This window comes from Mucilaginibacter sp. P2_A5 (assembly GCF_056404995.1).
On the sequence record NZ_JBFUCY010000014.1, the window covers coordinates 44,393 to 59,612 of the forward strand.

The 15,220-nt window shown below is 42.9% G+C and carries 12 protein-coding genes; 7 read left to right on the top strand and 5 right to left on the bottom strand.

The window, feature by feature from the left end; genetic code table 11:
• Nucleotides 1-326: 326 nt before the first annotated feature.
• The 6 genes from AC1DXF_RS13740 to feoB all read left to right on the top strand — a co-directional run bounded on the left by AC1DXF_RS13740 (nucleotide 327) and on the right by feoB (nucleotide 5,244).
• Nucleotides 327-1,241, top strand: a complete 915-nt coding sequence (locus tag AC1DXF_RS13740; protein ID WP_477449310.1) for a hypothetical protein — start codon at nucleotides 327-329, stop codon at nucleotides 1,239-1,241.
• A gap of 530 nt (nucleotides 1,242-1,771) precedes the next feature.
• Nucleotides 1,772-2,152, top strand: coding sequence for a glycine cleavage system protein GcvH (gene gcvH, locus AC1DXF_RS13745; protein ID WP_477449311.1), 381 nt, complete (start codon nucleotides 1,772-1,774; stop codon nucleotides 2,150-2,152).
• Nucleotides 2,152-2,547 (top strand): VanZ family protein, encoded by a 396-nt coding sequence (locus AC1DXF_RS13750; RefSeq protein ID WP_477449312.1) that lies wholly within the window; start codon nucleotides 2,152-2,154, stop codon nucleotides 2,545-2,547. Before gcvH ends, AC1DXF_RS13750 begins: the two co-directional genes overlap by 1 nt.
• The gene (locus AC1DXF_RS13755; protein WP_477449313.1) at nucleotides 2,534-2,701 is read left to right on the top strand and encodes a hypothetical protein; all 168 of its coding nucleotides are present in this window, start codon (nucleotides 2,534-2,536) and stop codon (nucleotides 2,699-2,701) included. Before AC1DXF_RS13750 ends, AC1DXF_RS13755 begins: the two co-directional genes overlap by 14 nt.
• A gap of 200 nt (nucleotides 2,702-2,901) precedes the next feature.
• Nucleotides 2,902-3,117, top strand: a complete 216-nt coding sequence (locus AC1DXF_RS13760; RefSeq protein ID WP_090640265.1) for a FeoA family protein — start codon at nucleotides 2,902-2,904, stop codon at nucleotides 3,115-3,117.
• 12 nt (nucleotides 3,118-3,129) lie between these two features.
• A complete protein-coding gene (gene feoB, locus AC1DXF_RS13765) occupies nucleotides 3,130-5,244 on the top strand; it encodes a ferrous iron transport protein B (protein WP_477449314.1) in 2,115 nt (704 codons plus the stop codon).
• A 200-nt stretch (nucleotides 5,245-5,444) separates the two neighbouring features.
• Here feoB and AC1DXF_RS13770 read toward each other — a convergent pair whose 3' ends face one another.
• On the bottom strand, nucleotides 5,445-6,344 hold the full coding sequence (locus AC1DXF_RS13770; RefSeq protein WP_477449315.1) for a hypothetical protein: 900 nt from the start codon (nucleotides 6,342-6,344) through the stop codon (nucleotides 5,445-5,447).
• Between the two features lie 309 nt (nucleotides 6,345-6,653).
• On the opposite strand from AC1DXF_RS13770, the gene AC1DXF_RS13775 reads away from it, so the two are divergent.
• Nucleotides 6,654-6,905 (top strand): hypothetical protein, encoded by a 252-nt coding sequence (locus AC1DXF_RS13775; protein ID WP_477449316.1) that lies wholly within the window; start codon nucleotides 6,654-6,656, stop codon nucleotides 6,903-6,905.
• A 280-nt stretch (nucleotides 6,906-7,185) separates the two neighbouring features.
• Here the strand turns inward: AC1DXF_RS13775 and AC1DXF_RS13780 are convergent, their stop codons facing one another.
• The 4 genes from AC1DXF_RS13780 to AC1DXF_RS13795 are packed head-to-tail and all read right to left on the bottom strand — an operon-like array spanning nucleotide 7,186 to nucleotide 15,209.
• Nucleotides 7,186-8,436, bottom strand: coding sequence for a DUF4998 domain-containing protein (locus tag AC1DXF_RS13780; RefSeq protein ID WP_477449317.1), 1,251 nt, complete (start codon nucleotides 8,434-8,436; stop codon nucleotides 7,186-7,188).
• A gap of 37 nt (nucleotides 8,437-8,473) precedes the next feature.
• Complete coding sequence (locus tag AC1DXF_RS13785; RefSeq protein ID WP_477449318.1) at nucleotides 8,474-9,682, bottom strand: DUF5000 domain-containing lipoprotein; 1,209 nt, start codon at nucleotides 9,680-9,682, stop codon at nucleotides 8,474-8,476.
• Nucleotides 9,683-9,721: 39 nt separating this feature from the next.
• Complete coding sequence (locus tag AC1DXF_RS13790) at nucleotides 9,722-11,698, bottom strand: RagB/SusD family nutrient uptake outer membrane protein (protein ID WP_477449319.1); 1,977 nt, start codon at nucleotides 11,696-11,698, stop codon at nucleotides 9,722-9,724.
• 19 nt (nucleotides 11,699-11,717) lie between these two features.
• Complete coding sequence (locus tag AC1DXF_RS13795) at nucleotides 11,718-15,209, bottom strand: TonB-dependent receptor (RefSeq protein ID WP_477449320.1); 3,492 nt, start codon at nucleotides 15,207-15,209, stop codon at nucleotides 11,718-11,720.
• Nucleotides 15,210-15,220: the final 11 nt, after the last annotated feature.

A 15,220-nucleotide genomic window follows, 5' to 3' on the forward strand; every position in this document is an offset into this window, starting at 1 on the left:
TGCAAAGATATAAAACTCATATTGCAGGTGTTTTATTATAACTTATAAAATTTGCTTGCATGTTGTGTTTTTGGCATTTTGTGCTTAATTTTAGCCGTCACCAATACATTTTTCAACCTGCATTTTTTTTGAAAATCATATTTTTAACCTTTTTACGTTTAATATCGCTAAAGAGTTAACCACTAAAAAACAGTTAGAATTGCAATAAAAGCATGTAATATCAATTAATATGAATATGCTTGTACATTAACATCCCGGTAAAATGGTAAATTTTTAAAACACCAGCCGTTTTAAACTGTATTTAAACTTTAAATAATTTAATTGCTATGGAAAATCAATATGGGCAACCACCAAAGAAAAATTCAAACGTAATTTATTTTCTGATTGTGGTGGTTTTGGCTTTGTTAGGTACCGATGTGTACTTGTACTTGCAAAAAAATAAGTCGGACGTACGGATAGTTACACAACAGGACGAACAAACCAAATTAAAGGCCGACCTGGACAGCCTTGAGCACCAGGTTGAACTGGTAAACGCGGGCAAAGCCAAAATGTCGGCCGAGATGATTGCCAAAAACGACTCGTTAAAAGCAAAAATTAAGGTATTGAGGATTCAACTGGCAAAAGGCAAACTTACCAAAGCCGAGCTGGTAAAAGCTGAAGAAGATGTTAAACAATTACGATATTTTGTAACCAAATACACCGCTGATATTGAAGAGCTGCATAAGCAGAATGCTACGCTCACAACAGAACGGGATACGCTGAAGAACAACCTGGCCGTGGTATCTAAAAAGGCCGATACGCTTTCCAAACAAAACCAGGACCTTGATGCCAAGGTAAAAGTGGCGCAGGCCTTAAAGCTGGCCACATCAAATATTGTGGCCTATAAAATAAAGGGCAGCGGTAAAGAAGTTGACGTAACCCGCGCCGGGCCTGCCAAAAAGATAAAGATTAATTTTACCGTTGCCAGCAATACATTGGCCAATAAAACAATGCACGATATTTATGTACGTATTATTGACCCTACCGGCAACCTGATAACCGCACCCGATGGCGGAACTTTTACTGCCGACAACGCAGACCTGCAATACACCTACAAAACCGCTATCGACTTTAAAGACGACGGTACCGAATACACTATTGACTGGGTTAACCCAACCCCGCCGTTTGTAAAAGGCACCTATACCGTTTTGCTTTATGCAGACGGCGGTACTATGGGAAAAACAGGTTTTACACTGAAATAAAATAATTCAATTTAATTGATGAAAGCCCTGTTCCGGATGATGGAACAGGGCTTTTTGTTTGTAATGTAGGGTAAACAACATGGAGCTATCCATGACATATCCAATTTTCCTGTCATGCTGAGGTACCAAGGATCTATCAGCTATGCATGACCGATAGAAAAGTTCGCGAATAGATGCTTCGTTCCTACCCATGACATGTTGAAAAACGGAAGTCATGCCGTCCGTTAGCTAACGGATCGCGATCCCACAGGACAGGTGGCTCGCATGAAGTACACTTAGCATGTGGGGTGCCGAAACAAGTTCGGCATGACATTGGGGATTAACTGATGTCATCCCCCCTTCAGAATTTCGCGAAATTTTACCACTCAGCAGGACAGTCATTTTACTTTGAATATCTTTCTCCCTTCAGAATTTCGCGAAATTTTATCACCCAGCCTGGCATCTCTATTTTGCCCCCTTTCTCCCAATAAATCTTTAATTATTGCTATAGCCTAATTTTTATTATTTTTGGGCACATAAAATTTAACGACATGAATTTTCCCGCTGAATTAAAATACACTAAAGACCACGAGTGGATAAAAGTTGAAGGCAATGAAGCTACAATTGGTATTACCGAATTTGCACAAAGCGAGCTTGGCGATATTGTTTATGTAGACATTGCATCCTTAGGGAAAGAAGTTGCGAAAGATGATGTTTTTGGCACCGTTGAAGCGGTAAAAACAGTATCAGACCTGTTTATGCCGGTTACCGGTACAGTTACCGAAATTAACCCCGCCCTTAACAACCAACCCGACCTTGTAAACTCCGACCCTTACGGCGAAGGCTGGATGGTGAAAATAACCGTTGCCGATGCTTCAGAAATTGAAGGCCTTTTGTCTGCTGATGACTATAAATCGGTAGTTGGCGCTTAATGAAAGGTACATTAAAATATTATGGGCTCGCAAATTTGTGGGCCTTATTTGTTTTGATCATTTGTTCTGTTAACCTGGGCGGGGTAGGCGACTCGCCTATGTTTTTTAGAGGCTTTGATAAGCTTACGCATACCGGGCTATTTTTTACATTAGTTGTATTGTTTTGTAATGGCATAATACGGCAACAAAGGCCCAGGTCATTTTCGTATAAACAAGCCTTATTGGTTGCTATAGCCGCCATTGTTTTTGGCGGATTAATAGAAATATTACAATTAACAATTTTTACCTGGCGCAGTTGTGAATGGAGCGATATGTTTTGCGATGTGCTGGGCGTATGTATGGGTATTTTTGGCGTTATGTTAACAACAGCTGCAATTGGCAATGAAAAAAAGTAAACTGATCATCATCGGTGCGGCAATCCTGCTCACCGGCTCCTCCTCCTGTGGTATTTTCAAAAAAGGTTGCGGTTGCCCAACGTTTGGAAAAGTTAAATGTGCAGGAGGAAAAGGATATGCAGATATGCAGATTTCAAATATGCAGATGAGTTAGCGATGTGCAGATATGCAGATTTCAGATGTGCAGATGGAAGAAAAATGTAATGGGTTATCTGAAACAATGTATATACCGGACATCCGCATGTAAATTTTTCATCTGCATATCTGCACATCTGAAATTTGCACATCTAAAGCTTCTTCTTTATTTGGATTTAATATAAATAAGCTTACATTTGCTCAGGTTAATTTTATACGATGACACTTTCACAACTTGAAGTAGGCGAAACAGGAATTGTTAAGGAATTTACCGACCTTGAAATGTCGGTTAAATTGATGGAAATGGGATGTTTACCGGGTGAGGAAATTAAAATTTCGCGCATAGCCCCCCTTGGCGATCCGATAGCTATCCATGTTTCAGGTTATCAGTTAAGCCTTCGTAAATTTGAGGCCTCCACTATTATTTTGCAGTAGTTTTTGTAAGCATTGAAAGCCGATATAAGAGTTGCGCTTGTAGGAAACCCAAACACCGGTAAATCAACTCTGTTCAATATTTTAACCGGTCTTAATCAAAAAATAGGAAATTTTCCCGGGGTTACTGTCGACAAAAAAACAGGTTTTTGCCTGCTGCCCGACGGCCGTACCGCCGAGATCATCGATTTGCCCGGCACCTACAGCATCTACCCCAAAAGTAAAGACGAATCTATTGTATTTTCTGTTTTGGCCGATAAAGCCAAAGGCATGGTGCCCAATTTGATTGTGGTGATCCTGGATGCATCCAACCTTAAACGCAACCTGCTGCTGTATACGCAGATAGCCGATCTGAAAATTCCGGTTGTGGTTGCCCTCAACATGATTGACGTATCTGAAAAGGCGGGTATTACAATTGATGTAAACCTGTTCGCCCAAAAGCTGGGCGTGCCGGTGGTGCCTATATCGGCCCGTAAAATAAAGGGGATTGATCAGCTTAAAACAACCATTGCTTACGCCAATAAAATTGCCCTGCAGCAAGATACCATTGATGTAGAAGCCATTGCTCCCCGGCTTATAGCACAAATACAAAACGAGTACAAAATAGATAACCCTTATTTTGCCCTGCAACTGGCCCACCAGCACGAAACGCTTGGTTTTTTAACTACCGGGGAAAGTGACCGTGTTGAACAGCTGGAAAAAGAGCATTCCTTCCACTCGCAAAAGGCCCAGGCAACTGAAACCATTGCCAGGTACAATTTTATAAACGACCTGCTATACGATACAGTTAAAAAGCCCGAAACGGCCCATGACGAAACGGTAAGCAATAAAATAGATAAAATATTAACACATAAGGTATTCGGCTTTATTATATTTTTTGCCATACTGTTGTTCATCTTCCAGGCTATATTTTCCTGGTCGGCTTATCCGCAGGAACTCATCGGCGATTTGTTTTTATGGATGCAAAGTGCCATAAGCAAAGTGTTGCCGGCTGGCCCGCTGGTTAGTTTATTGGTCGATGGCGTATTGGCCGGCTTAAGCGGCGTGTTGGTTTTTGTACCGCAGATAGCTATTTTGTTTGCGCTGATATCAGTATTGGAAGATACGGGCTACATGTCGCGTGTTACGTTTATGATGGATAAAGTGATGCGTAAAGTGGGGCTTAACGGAAAATCGGTAGTGCCGCTTATTGGTGGCTTTGCCTGCGCTGTGCCATCAATTATGAGCACCCGTAATATCGAAAACTGGAAAGACAGGATGATTACCATCATGGTTACCCCGCTGGTAGCCTGCTCGGCCCGGTTACCGGTTTATACCTTATTGATAGCCCTGGTGGTGCCCAACCGTAACGTTTGGTGGCTTTTTAACCTGCAGGGCCTGGCGCTGACAGCTATGTACCTGCTCAGCATTGTATCGGCTATTACCGTTGCCTTTGTCATGAAATTTATTCTAAAGGCCCGCGAACGCGGCTACTTTATTATGGAGCTGCCCGTTTACCGCATGCCCCGGTGGAAGAATGTGGCGTTTACGATGTATGACAGGTCTAAAACATTTGTACTGCAGGCAGGAAAAGTGATTATAGCTGTATCTATTATACTATGGGTGCTAAAGTCATACGGGCCCGGCGATAAGTTTGCGCAAATAGATAAAACCTATAGCCAGCCCAGGTTCGCCAAAACCATGACACCCGATAGCCTGAGTAAAGTTATCGCGTCCGAAAAGCTGGAAAACTCCTATGCCGGTGTTTTTGGCCACGTAATTGAACCTGTTATTAAGCCCTTAGGGTTCGATTGGAAAATAGGGATAGCCCTCATTAGCTCCTTTGCTGCCCGCGAAGTTTTTGTGGGCACCATGGCCACCATTTACAGTGTAGAAGGCGACGCTGACAAGATGGAATCTGTTCAGCAAAAAATGCATAGCGCTACCAACCCTGATACAGGTAAGCCGGTGTTTACTTTAGCTGTAGCCTTTTCGCTCATGATGTTTTATGCCTTTGCCATGCAATGCGCCAGCACAGTGGCTGTAGTATACCGTGAAACTAAAGACTGGCGCTGGCCCGCCGCCCAGTTTGCTTACATGACGGTGCTGGCGTATTCGGCCAGTTTTATGGTTTATCATTTGTTGAAATAGTGGCGGCTGTTCATAGGTCATGGGTAATTGTCCATACTGCTCTATTAAGTTAAGCAACAAAACACCATAGCAATGATTCAGGAAGGCGTTGGCGTCTTTGCGTGAATCATTGCTTAATAACATTGTGGTTCTCTTTCAAGGTCGACCCAAAGGGACAGGTCATGGAGTAAACTGTAGTTGACTACCGCATAGAGCAGCTATTAGTAATTTACCCAAAGCTCAATAGTGCCGCGGTGTACTTTGCTGTTAGTTAACTTTTTTGGGACCATATCTATTTTCAAAATGTCTTTCGCCTCGTTTTTTATTTTGTCTGCAGCGGCTTTATCGGCATCATAATAATATAGGATTGAGTTATAAAATGGATATTTTGTAATCATTTCTATTCCGGGAGCGTTGAATCCCTTATTATTTAATTGCGCTCGTAAATCGTTTGCCCAAACACGTGCACTGTCACTGGTCTTATTTACCTGAATAAAAACTGTAGCCTTAGAAGGGATGAGCGTTAATTGTGCCCACGATTTATCTGGAATATTTTCGGCAATACTCTCAGTATCGGTAGTCTTTGCCCCATTTGCCGGCTTAGTTGACTTGTTTGCTTTTAAGTACACGGCATGTTGTAACTTTTTATACAGCCATGAATTGTAAGCGTCCCTATACCCCATGGCTTTTATGTATGCAATAGTATCTCGGTCCTTAACAATATTGGCTACGGTAGCCATTTCGTCTTCATATGCTACAGTATCTATTGATTTTGTGTCAGCCTGTTCCCTTGCTTTATAATAATCTTTAATCATTCTTGCACCCAGCTCTCCAATTAATATAGTATCCTTATCCCCAATAGTTCGGTTTAAAGTGATAAATGTTAAATCAGTCTTTAATTTAGAAGAATCTTGATCTTGTACCAGCAAATCTTTGATCATTGACTGCGCAAACACACCGAATCTCATCGTATTATCTATTTCTTGTTGTTTCAGTGCATTTGCTGCTTTATTTAGATCGTTTGACTCGTGTAAGTAAGTTGTCAGCACGAAGAGGATGCCTCCCCCGATTGTTTTAATTGCAAAATCCAGGTAATCCAGCCAGTCGCGTTTAGTTGTCATGATGGGTGTGATAAAGTTAAGTGTCTATAAATATAATAGTTATGCTTTATATATAAAAGAAATAACATGTTTAAAATGGATTTTCACCCGCTAAGGTCTCGCCAGCATAGTACGCCGGGTTGCAATTTAACTCGGAGATAAATAATTTGTTACTTAACAAAGGCCTCTGGATCTTTTTAAAGAGGAGACACCGAAACACCAAAGTTTTCCCATCATCATTCAACACCAGGATGTCCGTGTTTCAGCTTGCCGGTTTTATGGAATAATTCGTTATATTGTTTGTTAAAATAACCCCGGGAAAATTGCATCATGAAAGAAGTAACTATAAAGTATAAAAACGGCAAAACGCTGGAGGCTTTAAAAGATCTGGGGAAATACCTGGGCTTCTCTGTTGCTGACCAACATCCCGCTGCCAAAAAGAAACGGGAGTTTTATATAAACGGGGTTACCGTGATACCAGGCGATGATGCAATAGATGTTTCAGAACTGCACGAGGTTTTTACCGGAAAAGGAATGGATGCAACTGATTTAAGGAAATCCGGATGGCAGCGGAAAGGGTAATTTGCGATACAGATGTTATCATCGACTATTTGATGCCCGTAAAGCCCGTCATGAAGAAACCCGGATTATACTCGAACAAAAAATAGGTTTCCGGCAAAGCCGCCTAATTCAAGTTTACCCAAAGTTCAATAAGCCCGTTTCGTGTTAGCAAGATGTTGTTTTAAATTTGCCTTTGGGGTTTTAAAGTTACCCGGTTTTCCCTTCATCTTAAACTAAAATCAACAAAAAACCGCCCCATAATTGCTTATGAGACGGTTTCACTATTAATAAAAACCAGGGGTTAGTTTTTATATAGTTTGATACTAAATACCTGGAAATAGTTGCCCGGGTTGCCGTTGCCAACCATGTTTCCTAAAAATCCGATTGATACAACCTGCGGACTGGTAAGTTTAAATGTAAAACTTCTTGTTTCCCTGGAACTGGGGCCCGTTTTACCTACCGGAACTCCATTGTACATACCAGCGGATCCCAATGCTGTGGAAAGGTTAGCAAGTACCGGCAAGCCATTTCCGCCTGCTGCAGCAACACAATAAACGGTGGAATTAGCTTGAACTTCTGAATATGCATCGAATAAAACGGTATACTCTCCGGCAGGTAGCGGCGAAGAGGTGGGTTGATATAGTATCCCATCAACAACGGGGCTATTATTCCATGTTTCCCAGTTAATAACACCGCCGGCATCAGAGCTGTAGCCGCCATTAACACCGTTATCCTTGTTTTTAGCGGCTGCATTTGTAATCCATGGCGCGGCAAGGGTACCCCACCTTCCATCAAAGGTAGCCCTTTGAAAGGGGCTGCTTACGTTTGATAAATAAATGCTGGTTACCTCGGCCTTTACACTGTGGGTTTGATAATCTACATAAAAAGTATCTATAGCCGTTTTGTTTGGTATAAAGGCTGTACTATAGCTGATAGAGCTTCCCGCCTTAAATTTGGGCAGCGATGTACTTAAGTCTGTTGGTACCGATGTTATTAACGTATCGTGTTGCTTGCTGGTAACATCGGTATATTTAATTCGCATGGAAATTAAACCGTCGTCGGCATTAACATCGGCCCAGTTAATCAGGGCCGATCCGTCATTTTGTAATTCGGCTTTGGCTATGCCTCGGTTGGCGAGCGAACTTTGGTATAGGCTGCCATATACATTGCCGGCTAAGTTAACCGGGATAGATATGTGCCCGGCGTTATCATACGTACGAATTTCGAAGCTCATTACGCCCTCGGGTAAACCGGATATAAGCAGTTTTACTGTATCCACGCCAGATGTGCGGGTTACCGCTTTTTCTATCGAGTCCTGTTTACTGTTCCAATACACGCGGTACTTTACAATTTTAGGATCAGATGTGAAAAGGCCGGTTAAAAGCACCCGGTTCCTGCCCGAAAACACCTGCACAGAATCCAGTTTGCCGGGATAAATGATAGGCCCGTTCGGCTCGTATTTCTTTTTGTAATCATCCATTTTAGTGCAGGCGCTTATAACAAATGCCGTTAACACTAACAGGAGGTATGATGTTATTTTATAATATTTCATAATCAAAATCTAATTAAAAAATGCGTTTAAACATTTACTACTTCCCAAACAATGTGAACTCGCTGATGCTCATAAAGTACGATCCAGTCCAATTGCGGAGGCTCCTGATGCGTACATATCTGTATGAGCTTAGCCCTGCAGGGAAATCAAAGCCCCAGCCATCATGTGCATAAGTTTGATCGGCGGTGGTTTCTGTACCTGATGCCGAGCCGGAGGGTTTTATTACCGTGCAGGTAACCAGTTTGGTCCAGGATGCATCCAGGGCACCGCTTAAATTAGGATTGTTGGAGCCCCAGATTTCAAATTCCCTTAAATTGCCCCTTACGTAGTATACGTTACCCAATTCAATAAAAGGGTTAAGTATAAGACGGCTGAATATGCGCGGCTTGCCAAGATCAAGGGTTACCGTCTGCGGACTACCGGCCTTCTCTTCTGTAAACAAACAATTTGGCCAGCCACCTGTAAAGTTGCCGTCGTAAATTCTATTTATATCTGTATAACCTGGATAAAGAGGGGTGGCGTCTCCTGGCAGCACATATGGAGACCAGTCGGATTTTGAAAACTGTTCTTCGTAGTACGGCGTAAGGTTCAAAAATAAAGTGTCGGAACGGTTTAAAAACCTGTCTCTTACAAAAAACGCGTATTTCCTTTCAATAGCCGGCTGGCCTCGTACAGCCGCTTTAATTAAAACGCTGTTGCTGTAAATATTATCCATTCCTTTTGGCTGTACATATAAATGGTTATTAGCTGTATCAACCATAGGTACAATGGCCAGGTTGTCTTTGGTAGGGTTATCGCAGGTTACATTAAAGCCACCAAAAGTAGGCGTTACTTTAAGCGACCGGAAGGCCAGGATGAAGGGCGGTGTTAGCGGGTTAACGGTAACAGTAACCGGGGCTGATGCCTTTTCGCTTGAGTTTACAGCATATAGCTTTACTACGTGCGCCAGCGTATCGCCAAAGCCATCAACAGTTAGCGTATTGGTATAGTGCGATGCCACTACTTCGCGTGTTTTACCAGGCGCTATTTCATAAACAGCCCTTACATAAAAAAGGTCGGGATCGCCGGGCAGCGTGTATGTTAAACTGGCCGCGCCGTTTTGGTTTTGCACCTGTACATTGCTAACAACTCCGGGGGCATTGTTATTGGTTATGGTAGCTTTATTGAGTGTTTCCTGCTTGCAGCCGGTTGCTATTATTGCTAATAGCCCGATATAGAAGCCCACCCGTAATTTCAGTGTTTTCATTTTAATGTTTTTATTGTTAAACATATTATTGCTATACATTTACCAGTTAGGGTTTTGCACCAGGTTTTGATTAACCAACAGGTCGTTTTCCTGTATTGGCCATAAATAATCGCGCGGAATTACAAAGTGCCTCGAAAAGATTGATCGTTCACGGTAATACAATTCGGGCGAATTTTCATTTATCGTCCATCCTGTTACGTTTCCGTTAAGCTCGGCACCCGCAGTTTTCCAGCGCAACAAGTCCCAAAAACGATGGCCCTCAAAACAAAGCTCCAATGAGCGTTCGCGCTGAATGATTGACCGCATCCCGTCTTTAGTGGTGTATTTGGTTGGGTTGATGCTATAGTTTGTCCATGATTCCTGCACGGTAGGCAAACCGGCCCTTGCCCGTATACGGTTTACATAGGTATATACATCTGCTACCGGCCCCTGGGCTTCGTTTAACGCTTCAGCATAAAGCAAATACAAATCAGAAAGGCGCATTTCGGGCCAAGGGTAATTGATATAGGAAACTGTTGACCATTCATAATGCCAGTTAAGCGCTTTTTTCATATAAAAACCGGCAATTGGTATTGGCGACGATTGGCCTACTTCGGCGCCTCGGGCTTTTAACCACCAGGTATTTTCGTCGGTACGGGTTGGGCTGTTGGCCATATACCATACGCCACGGTCAAACCCAAGGTCGGCATAATAACGTGGTTCGCGGTCAAAATTAAGCCTGGCGGTAGTTTCGCCTTCTTTGATATTAAAGCGCTCATCGTGAGTACCCACCCGTAGCTGCGATATGTTGCTGAAATCAAGCGTTTTATCTTCATTAATAGGCACCCCATTTTTAGTGTAAAACATTTTGGCCATTTTTATAGTAGGGCCAAGCAGAGGGCGGTTGGCCGATTTTGCTGCATCCGCATTATCAAAATCATACTGGCCTGCACACATCGATTGGAGGAATGAGTTAAAGTTGATATTATTATTGGCAGTTAAACCCCATATCAGCTCGTCGTTCCATTTTTCGCTCATGGCGTTCCTGATGCTCATTTGCGTCATGGTAGTTTGGCTAAGCGGCAGGGTTGGTGCAGGGAAAGTGTACAATTGTATACTTTGCGCCTCGCAAAAATCAATGGCTGCTTTACAGGCATCAGCCGCACGTTGCCACTTTTCGGCGCTAAAGGCCGAATTAAATAGCAGTTCTCCGTCTTTATTTTTAAAGGAATTATAGTCGGGGTTACCATTAAACAGCGGGCTTGCGGCAGTTACCAATAATTTTGCTTTCATGCTTAAAGCTGCAGCTTTGGTAACACGACCCAGTTCGCTACCTTCGTTCCTGATAGTCAAAGGCAATTTTGTTGCTGCCAGGTCATATAAACCGGCTATATAATTGACCACTTCATCAACCGGGCGGCGTTTTACCCTTACTTCGTCTATCGATGCATCGATAGGCAGGTTTTTATCGATAATAGGAATTGGTCCATAAGCCCTGAACAACTGGAAATGATAAAAAGCCTTCAGAAACTGTGCTTCGGCTATCCAGCGCTCGCGGGTATCAATATCCAAATCGCGAACCTTCGTCACGTCGCTTACGTTCTCGATAAAAACGTTACAATCGCGTATGGCCTTGTAGTTTGGTGCCGCGTCCCGGGTACCGTTCATGTAATTGGCAATAGGATCTGACGAATTCTGAGAATTCCTTGGCAACTGCAATACGTTTGTTGGCCGGATGTGTCCTGCCGGGTCTTCTACCCAAACTTCATCGCCGGCGGTAAGGCCTACGTTATAGGTAGGGTCGGTTTCTGTAGGCAGGTAAGAGTAACAGGTAAACAGATACTTTTCTGCCTCGGTTTTTGACACGAAAGCGTTGGCTATTGTTGATACGTTATCAGGAACAACATCCAGGAATGATTTTTTGCAGGATGATACCGGCAAAATTATCATTAAAGCCACCGATAGCAGGGCGATATACCCTTTAGGTGCGGGGCTTAATACTGTATGCTTAATTTTTTGTATAAAATTACTTTTCATATAATTGATTTGAAAGCTTTTAAAATTCTACCCTTAAGCCCAAGTTAAACACCTTTTGAATTGGATATCCCAGGCCGGAAGTTCCCATTTCGGGGTCCCACAGTTTAAAGCCGGTTACGGTTAACAGGTTTAGGCCGTTTACATAAATACGTGCGCTATTCAAATGAATGCCTTTAAGCTGATTTTTTGTAAAATTGTATCCAATTTCTGCCGATTTCAACCTCAGGAAAGAGCCATTTCGCAACCACCATGTTGATGTTTGTGTATTATTTTCCTGGATAGTGCTGCTTAAGCGAGGCCAAAAGGCATACGGGTTCCGGTTGTCTTCTGACCAGTGATCATTGGCTATTGAGCTCAGCAAGCCGCTTTGGTTACCAGAGTTGAGGCCAGTATTTTGCTGGTACCCATTAACCAGGTAAAAAGGCGAAATATTGGCAGAATTGATGATAAAGGACGACCTGGCCGACCCCTGGAAGAATGCGCTGATATCAAAGTTTTTATACCCAACAGAGAAACCAAAACCATAAATAATCTCGGGCACAAGCGGGTGGCCTATCGGCACCACATCTGAGCTGGATATTTTGCCATCGCCGTTCATATCGCGGTATTTAATATCGCCGGCTTTATAATTGCCAAAGCTTTGTACCGGTGAGTTGGCTACATCTACATCGTCAATAAATAAACGTTCGGCAACAAGACCGTAAATCTGGCTTAAAGAGTTACCTACCCTGGTCAGGTATTGCAGGTTATCAGGGTAAACGGGCTCTTCGTTTTTTAACAGTTTACTTTTAGCGTAAGTAAGCGTACCGCGCGATTGGATCCAGAAAGAGTTGGTAAAGTTTTTCTTGTAATCCATGGCAACATCAACGCCCTTGCTTGATGACTTACCCGCGTTTGACGATATGTTGGCCTGTAAACCCATAGAAGTAGGGATGGTACTTCTCACCATTAAAATGTTATCCCGTTTGTTCTGGTATGCATCTAAGGTTAAACTAAAGTCTTTTGCAATAGTTAAATCCATACCTATATTGGTCTGCCTTGATTGCTCCCAGGTAATATTTTGGTTTTCATAACGATAGGTAACCACACCAGGCCTGCTATAGGCATAATTGGTACCAAACTGACCATTGCTGCCGCTGTTTAAGTTCACATCCGACAGGTAAAAAAATCTGTCGTTTGCCGATCCAATCTGGTCGTTACCCACCAAACCATAAGTAAACCTGAATTTAAGATTATCAATAGTTGAAAGCATTGGTTCAAAAAACTTTTCGTTTGATACAACCCAGCCGGCACCTACTGATGGGAAAAAGCCAAACCGGTGGTTACTGGCAAAACGCTCGGAACCATTGTAGCCAAAGTTAAATTCAAGCAGGTAACGGTTATCGTAACCATAAGTAAATCTGCCCGATACACCCTGGTTACGCGATGGCAGCGATAACTGTAACGTTGGCGCGTTAGCGGTAAGATAATTACGCATAGTACCAATTAACAAACCGCTGATGGCGTGCTTCTCGGCAAATGTGCGGTTGTAGTTTATGGCTGTTTCGATATAAGTAGTAGCGTTGGATACGCTCCCCCCCGGGCTATAGGTTAAATACTCGGTTGGCGTGGCGCCTATACTTCCCGATGATCCATCGTTAAGTAACGTTAAGCCATTAAATTGTCCGTTCAGTACATTTGATTGATAATAATAAGGGCTATACTGGCGTGCTACGGTGAAGTACGAATAGCGGGTTGTATATGCCATAACCCTTGCTGATAAGCCCTGGGTAATAAAATCAAACTTTTGGTTTAAATTTAACTGTGCGGTTAAAGTACTGGTATTTGAGCTTTGGAAACCTGAAAGCGATTGTGCATAAGGATTGACATACAGGCCGCCACTGGGAATAATGGCATTCCCAAAAAGCGGATGGTTTACATATGGCAATAAATTGCTGGGGTAGATAGCCGGAAAAGCTACCGGGTTACTCCACAAAGCATTTAAAAAGGTAAAGCCGCCACCGCCGATAGGGCCGTGATAGCTATCAAACTGCCCTTTTAAGCTAACTACAACTTCGGTAGTTTTAGTGAGGTTTAAGGTGGTATTTGATAAAATGGAGTATGCTTGCAGCTTAATATTGTTGCTGAAATTATTCAGGCTATTTTCGGCCAGGTTACCATTGTCAATATTATAGGTCATGGCTAAGTAGTACTTCGCTTTTTCGGACCCGCCATTGGCATTCATGTTGAACCTTTGGTTGCTTGTTTTGGTTTTTATCAACTGTTTTATCCAGTTATTACTGGGGTACAGCAGCGGATCGTCGCCATTAGCTGTATGGTCGATTTTGTTTTGCGAGTAAGGCAGGGCACCCAGCGGGTTACGGGTGAGTACCGCCTCGTTGGCCAAAGTCATATAAGCAATATTATCGGCCAGGTCGATGTTCTTGATGTTGGACGATGTTGAATTTTCGCCGCGCACATTGAATCTAACCGCGCCTACATCGCCTCGTTTAGTGGTTACCAGTATTACGCCGTTTGCACCGCGCGCACCGTATAGCGATGAAGCAGTGGCATCTTTTAATACTGAGAAACCAGCAATATCATCGGGTTGTAACCGGGCCAGATCTGTGGTTGACGATTCAATACCATCAATTAAAATCAGCGGGTCAACTTTACCGGCACCAAAGGTGCCAACGCCGCGTATAAAAAACTGGGCATTATCGGCGCCCGGTTCACCGCTGCGCTGGTATGATATCATCCCCGGCACAACGCCTGCAAGCATAGTGGTTAGGTTACTTGACGGGCCCTTAAGTTGTTTGGGGCTTATAGTGGTTATAGAGCTCACTAAGCTTGTCTTTTTCTGGGTACCGTAAGCTACAATGGCAACCTCCTCTAATGCGGTTTTATCGGTACCAATGGTTACATCTAATACATATGTACCATTTGATGGCTGGTAGTTGTTTAAATCAAATTCCTGTGTTTTAGATCCTACAAATGAAAATGTGATGATGGTTTTATCGGTTCCCTTCAGACTAAGAGAATACTTACCATTAACATCCGATTGAGTACCTATGCCGGTACCTTTTACTTTAATACTTACGCCGGGCAGGGTAAGGCCCTTCTCGTCGATAACTGTACCTTGCAAGGTTTTGGGCAATGGCGCCTGTGCCGGCTCTTTTCTGGGCGTTGCCGGAACTGGTTTTTCGACCGCGACTTTTTCAATGACGATAAGCTGATCGCGTAGTACATAACGCAGGCTTTTGCCTTTTAAAAGAAACGTAAAAACATCCTGCACACTGGCATTCTGAAAATCAACCGTTACCAGTTCCCTGTCGTTTAATAAATTGTTGCTGTAAAAAACTGTTAGCCCTGTTTGTTTTTTAACGGATTGAAACACATCGGCTAAGGTGATATTAGCCTTTTTGAGTGTTATCGGGCCCGGATTTTGCGTTTGTGCGTTACAAAACTGGGTACCCCATAAAAAAATAAAAACAGGCAGTAGCAGCCGCCGGTAAAATAAAATTTTCTCCATAGTTTATTGGT

What these genes read in the sequence shown, in the direction of transcription:
- AC1DXF_RS13775 (WP_477449316.1), top strand. Translation starts at nt 6,654, where the DNA reads ATGAAAGAAGTAACTATAAAGTATAAAAACGGCAAAACGCTGGAGGCT.
- AC1DXF_RS13785 (WP_477449318.1), bottom strand. Translation starts at nt 9,682, where the DNA reads ATGAAAACACTGAAATTACGGGTGGGCTTCTATATCGGGCTATTAGCA.
- AC1DXF_RS13750 (WP_477449312.1), top strand. Translation starts at nt 2,152, where the DNA reads ATGAAAGGTACATTAAAATATTATGGGCTCGCAAATTTGTGGGCCTTA.
- AC1DXF_RS13740 (WP_477449310.1), top strand. Translation starts at nt 327, where the DNA reads ATGGAAAATCAATATGGGCAACCACCAAAGAAAAATTCAAACGTAATT.
- AC1DXF_RS13795 (WP_477449320.1), bottom strand. Translation starts at nt 15,209, where the DNA reads ATGGAGAAAATTTTATTTTACCGGCGGCTGCTACTGCCTGTTTTTATT.
- AC1DXF_RS13770 (WP_477449315.1), bottom strand. Translation starts at nt 6,344, where the DNA reads ATGACAACTAAACGCGACTGGCTGGATTACCTGGATTTTGCAATTAAA.
- gcvH (WP_477449311.1), top strand. Translation starts at nt 1,772, where the DNA reads ATGAATTTTCCCGCTGAATTAAAATACACTAAAGACCACGAGTGGATA.
- AC1DXF_RS13790 (WP_477449319.1), bottom strand. Translation starts at nt 11,698, where the DNA reads ATGAAAAGTAATTTTATACAAAAAATTAAGCATACAGTATTAAGCCCC.
- AC1DXF_RS13780 (WP_477449317.1), bottom strand. Translation starts at nt 8,436, where the DNA reads ATGAAATATTATAAAATAACATCATACCTCCTGTTAGTGTTAACGGCA.
- AC1DXF_RS13755 (WP_477449313.1), top strand. Translation starts at nt 2,534, where the DNA reads ATGAAAAAAAGTAAACTGATCATCATCGGTGCGGCAATCCTGCTCACC.
- AC1DXF_RS13760 (WP_090640265.1), top strand. Translation starts at nt 2,902, where the DNA reads ATGACACTTTCACAACTTGAAGTAGGCGAAACAGGAATTGTTAAGGAA.